The organism is Streptomyces sp. RP5T, assembly GCF_003933965.1.
Lineage (GTDB): Bacteria > Actinomycetota > Actinomycetes > Streptomycetales > Streptomycetaceae > Streptomyces.
Window position 1 is genome coordinate 1 of sequence record NZ_RSAJ01000627.1, and the last position, 4,617, is coordinate 4,617.

The 4,617-nt window shown below is 70.6% G+C and carries 3 protein-coding genes and 1 pseudogene; all 4 read right to left on the minus strand.

What is annotated here, in order from left to right:
• Positions 1-317 precede the first annotated feature (317 nt).
• The gene (locus tag EHS43_RS37890; RefSeq protein WP_312023469.1) at positions 318-893 is read right to left on the minus strand and encodes a CU044_5270 family protein; all 576 of its coding nucleotides are present in this window, start codon (positions 891-893) and stop codon (positions 318-320) included.
• A 233-nt stretch (positions 894-1,126) separates the two neighbouring features.
• A pseudogene (locus tag EHS43_RS48390) lies at positions 1,127-1,324 on the minus strand (transposase); the annotation flags it as partial.
• Between the two features lie 361 nt (positions 1,325-1,685).
• On the minus strand, positions 1,686-3,578 hold the full coding sequence (locus EHS43_RS37900; protein WP_260470901.1) for a hypothetical protein: 1,893 nt from the start codon (positions 3,576-3,578) through the stop codon (positions 1,686-1,688).
• Positions 3,579-3,891: 313 nt separating this feature from the next.
• A partial coding sequence (locus EHS43_RS37905) for an SDR family NAD(P)-dependent oxidoreductase (RefSeq protein WP_148104197.1) occupies positions 3,892-4,617 on the minus strand: 726 nt, incomplete at its 5' end.

A 4,617-nucleotide genomic window follows, 5' to 3' on the forward strand; every position in this document is an offset into this window, starting at 1 on the left:
CTCCCAGCCCAAAAGCACCAACGGCACCAGGTACCCGAGCAGCAGCTGCCCGCCACCATCGGCGTCAGGGGACGCCAGCCCGCTGACCTGCCATGGGCGCCCCCCTGGTCGAGGTCTCCCCCACCGCGGTCGGGTATGAGTGCCCATGCCCACCTCTCGTCCCCGGACAGGTCAAGCCCGCACGACGCTCAGCCCTGCCCGCTCGACCGAACGCGGACCATGACCGGACAGCAGTCGAAACGACCGCACTTTCGCGACAACACTGCCCGCTCGGCACCCGGAGGCTCGGTGCAGGCACCGGGCGCCTCTCGCGGTCCTCAGGGGTGGGCGCCGGGCTTGTTCACGACGCCCCAAGCGGCGCGGGCGCTGACCGTCTCCCCGTCGTTGCGGGTCTGCCCAAGGTAGGCGTAGCTCTCGGGATCGAAAAAGATCTCCTGTTTGCCCTGCCACCCCGAGGACGTCCTCTCTGCGTAGTTCACGCTCACACCGATCGCCGCGCGGCCGAGCGGGTCCTTGACGCCGGTCGTCACCCGGGCGCCGGGGATCTTCGCCAGAGCCCGGAACAGGCCTGCCTGGACGTTCGGCGGGATCAGCACCCACCGGTACAGGACGTCGATCTCCCGCCAGTCGCGCTGTGCGCGCGTCTCCCCGTCGACCGAGCCGATGGCGTGCTCCTCGCGGATGCGCTTCATCATGCGGTCGGGGTCGCTCGGCAGGGTGGCGAGGAAGCGGTAGAACTGCCGCTGGGAGCGGTCGTCGTACCCCTGCTGCTTCCACTTCTCCTCCTGGTTGGGGCCGTACCAGACCTGGAGCTTGTCAGGGTCGAAGTCCGAGATGTCACCAGCCGGGGGGATGCCGGGCAGATTGGCTTGTCCAGTGCCGTCCCAGCGGATCCACTAGAGATGCCTGTCACCTCTTCGAGTGCGGCGCGGACCGCCTCGGTGACCAGCTCCAGGCGGGTCAGGTCACGCACCGCGGCCAGGACGTGGGTGGAGTCCGGTGCGCTGCGTGGTGCGCTCGCGCACCACACCGGCCTCCTTGAGGCGGGCCAGTGCAAGGTCGCAAGGTCGAGGAGGCGGTCGGCACGGCCGTCCTCGGCGAGACGGTCGCGGAAGTCGCCCAGCACGCTGTGGTGGAAGCCGGGGTCATCCAGCTCCATGGCCATGGCGTACTTGAAGTCGATGCGGCAGCGGACCGCCTCGGCGGCCTGCCGGTCCGACAGGCCGAGCAGGAACTGCAGCACACAAACGGTAGCCAGCTGAGCAGGCGAGAGCCCTGGACGTCCGTCCCTGGGGTACCAGTCCGCAAGCCCTCGTCGCGCCATAGCCCGTCCAGCCGGTCACGCACCCATATCGCCGTCGTGCCACCCGGGTTGCTCGCCCGCGCGATCTGCGCGGTCAGAGGCGGAACGTGCTCACCGGAACGGGGCCGCAGGGACAACGAGCACCTCGACAGCTTCATCGGACGGCGGAACTATCCGAGCATGCCCGTCGACCATGCTGCCGCACCGGGAAACTCCAAGATCTTCGACAGAGCCAAGCTCATGTGCCTGTCCACCCGTCTACCCTCGATCTGTCCACCCGGCACCTGCGGTTCCCGACCGACACGCTGTGGCCCCGGAACGCCGCGTCGGCGGAGGCCACCCGCCTCCGCCGACGCCGTACCGTGCGACGTCACACGGCAGGTCACGCCACGGTCAGCGTGATGGCTCCCGTGTAGGTCTTCCCGGCGGTCAGGGCCGTCTCGGTGCCGTCCACCGTCATGACCAACGACTTGCCCGACGGCGCCTTGACGGCCGCGTCGGCGGCGACGGTCAGCGCGGTCAGGTACGAGGTGCCGGTGACGGTCCACGCCGAGCCGCTGTTCAGGCGGACGACCACGCCGTTGTTGACGGCGGGCCGCACGGTGTTGGTGACGATGCCCAGCTCGTAGAAGGCGGAGGAGTCGATCGTGTCCACCCGGTGCCGGGTCCGGGACGCCGAGATGACGCCCTCGACCGTGGTGTCCTCGAAGGTGAGGACCATGTTCTTGCCCTTGCGCATGCCGTTGTAGAAGTCGCCCTTCAGCGCGATGGAGGAGAAGGTGGCGGCCGAGTCGGCGGCGTGGGCGGCTGTTACGTCGAAGGAGGTGTCCTTCGCCGGGTCGCCGGTGGGCTCGGTGTAGACGCCCACGTTCATCATCTTGCCGCCGACGTTGACCGGACCCGGGTCGTCCAGCTCGATCATCTGCAGGATGACGCCGTCACGCGGGTTGAGGCGGGCGCCGTTGGACCCGTCGACCGTGATGGCGGTCTGCTGGCCCTTGTTGAGGAAGGTCGCCCGCTCGGAGTTGATGACCGTGCCGCCGTCCAGGGTCAGGGTCCCGGCGCCGAAGAACATGTAGCCGAAGTGCCCCGAGTTCACGACGGTGTTGCGCGCCGGGAGGTCCGCCAGCTCGGCGCTCGACAGCCCCAGCCCGAGCTCCGTGTTGAGTGCCGCGACGGCGGCCGGGGTGCTGTCGCCGTAGTGCACGACCGCGGCCGGGCCCGCGATGATGGTGGCGTAGCTGCCGACGTCGAAGCGGCAGCCGAGGACACGGACCACGGCGTCGCCGATGGCGTAGGTGCCGTAGCCGTACGCCCCGGTGTTGCCGACGTGGCTGTTGACCGCCGTCAGCTTCAGCCCGCTGCCGCCCTCGACGGACAGGGCGCCCCATGTCTCCGAGAAGACGGTGGAGCCGAGGTAGGTGGCGGTGCTGTCCTTGCCGAGGAGGTTGGTGGAGCGGACGTTGCCGTCGAGGCCGAGCATCCAGGGCACCGACTGCATGTACGGGGTTTCGACGGTGGCCTGGTAGTCGGCGGGCAGCACACCGTTGCGGCAGCGGATGAAGGAGTTCTTCACGACCACGTCGGCGCCGTCGTCGGCGATGACGGCGGTGCGGACGACTCCCTTGTTGGTGATGCGGGCCCCGTCCAGGACCAGCCGGGTGGAGGCGCCGGCGCCGACCACCGCGGCGCCGTAGCCGGCGAAGTCGCTGCGGCCGTTGCCGGTGAGGGAGATGGTGGGCCGGTTCAGCGTGTAGGCGGCGTCTCGCACGTACACGCCGTCGAAGCACTCGCCGGTGGAGGTGATCGACACGTTCCTGGCGAAGGAGTCGGTGAGCCTGCCGCCGACCACCGCCGCGAGGACGGACTTGTCACGGGCCACGCCGTCGCCGTCGACGTAGAGCGCCTGCCGGAAGGGGAAGGTCAGCGTCTGGTACGTGACGTCGTTCCGCGCCGTCACCGTGAGGACCACGTCGCCGCGGTAGGTGCCCGGCTCGACGAGGGTCGCGGTGCCGCCGGTCTCGGTCAGCAGCTGGCCGGTCTCCACCCCGTCGACGGTGAGGGTGAGGCTCTGGCCGTCCGGGGCGACGATCCGCCCGCCCTCCGCGATCGTCAGCCGGCTCACCCGCGTGGTCGCCGCGAGCTCGTAGGTCTCGCCGGAGCCGATGGTGATCCGGTTTCCGCTCGCGACGGGCGCGGCGACGGCGGAGGCGGCCGGAACCAGCAGGGCTCCGGCCGTGGCGGAACCTGCGATCAGGATGGAGCGTCGGGTCATCAGCGTCATTGCGTGCCTTCCACGGTTCGAGTGCGCTGTCGCGCAGCGTGACGAACCGGCCCGCGGGGCATGCGGCGGGACGGTCCGGGACAGAGCACCTGGGGTGCACGACGGAGTGAACCAGCCCTGTACAGAGGTCAATAGGCACCTCACACACGCATCCCGGAACCCGATGCCTCGGATCGGGCGGCCCGTTCCATGGCGATCACACAGAGTGGCCACAGGGTGGCCGGGGCGCGGACACGACGACGAGGCGGGCGGCGTGCGCGCCGTCCACCTCGTCGTTCACTCTTCTGTTGTGCCGGCGATGCGTTTACGCGGGGGCGATCATCCCGGCCGACAGGTCGATGTCCGCGCCGCACAGGCCCGGCATGGCGAGCATCGCCAGCAGGGCGCGGGCAACCTCGTCCTCCTCGACGAGCCGACCGAGGGCCGCCCGGGAGGCGAAGTCGCGTTCGGCCTCCTGGACCGAGCAGCCGGTCAGTTCGGCGGTGAGCCGGAAATTGCGGTCCATGCGCGGGCCGCGGACCGGTCCGGGCGACAGGGAGTTGACGGAAACCCCGTGCGGGCCCACCTCCCCCGCCAGGGTGCGAGTGAGCCCGAGCAGCGCCATCTTGGAGGCGGTGTAGGGGGTGCGGTTGAGCAGCGGGCGCTTGCCGCTGACCGAGGCGACGTTGACGACGTCGCCCCGCCCGGCCGCGGACATGCGGGGCAGGAAGGCCCGGCACATGAGGTAGACGCCGCGGACGTTGACCGCGAACACCTCGTCCCACTCGTCCGGTTCGATGTCGACGAGCGGCCGCACCGGGCCCGCGACGCCGGCGTTGTTGACGAGCAACGACACCTCCTCGTCGGCGAGTTCGACGGCGAGCCGGGTGACCGACGCGGGGTCGGCCACGTCGCACACGGCCGTACGGGCCTCGCCGCCCCGCCCGGCGACGCGGGCCGCCGCCTCCGTCAGCGCCCGCTCGCTCCGGCCGACCAGGACGACCCGGGCGCCGGCGCCGGCCAGGGCCAGGGCGAACGCCCGCCCCAGCGG